Here is a 553-nt window from a genome sequence, read left to right on the forward strand (position 1 = left end):
CCGACCGCCATGGTGGTCTCCGGTGACACGGACGCCATCGACGCACTACGCCACACCTGGCGCGAAGCCGGCTACCGCACCACACCCCTGCGGGTCAGCCACGCCTTCCACTCCCACCACATCGACCCCATGCTCCACGAGTTCCAGCAAGTGCTGGAGGGGGTGGCGTTCCAGCCGCCCAGGCTGCCGGTGATCTCCAACCTCACCGGCCGGCCCCTCACCGAAGAGCAAGCCTGCTCACCCCGGTACTGGGCCGAGACCACGAGGAGCCAGCACCCAAGCCGACTGTCATCGCACCCCTCCTGCGGCGTGACCGGCCCGAAACCGACACCCTCATGACCGCCCTCGCCCAAGCCCACACCCACGGCCTCCCCATCACCTGGGAACAAGCCTTCACCGGCACCGAGCCCCAGCGGGTCGACCTGCCCACCTACCCCTTCCAACGCCAGCGCTACTGGCTGGATGTTCCTGCGGGGCGGGGGGATGTGTCGGCGGCGGGTCTGGAGGTGTCGGGGCATCCGCTGTTGGGTGCGGCTGTTCGGTTGGCGGGGTC

The 553-nt window shown here is 69.4% G+C and carries 2 protein-coding genes; both read left to right on the forward strand.

What is annotated here, in order from left to right; all coding sequences use genetic code 11:
* On the forward strand, positions 1 to 339 hold a 339-nt coding region (locus CD790_RS34285), incomplete at its 5' end, for an acyltransferase domain-containing protein (RefSeq protein WP_144387285.1).
* On the forward strand, positions 336 to 553 hold a 218-nt coding region (locus CD790_RS34290; protein WP_144387286.1), incomplete at its 3' end, for a hypothetical protein. The genes CD790_RS34285 and CD790_RS34290, both read left to right, overlap by 4 nt.

The sequence above is a fragment of the Streptomyces sp. SAJ15 genome (genome assembly GCF_007595705.1).
Taxonomy (GTDB): domain Bacteria; phylum Actinomycetota; class Actinomycetes; order Streptomycetales; family Streptomycetaceae; genus Streptomyces.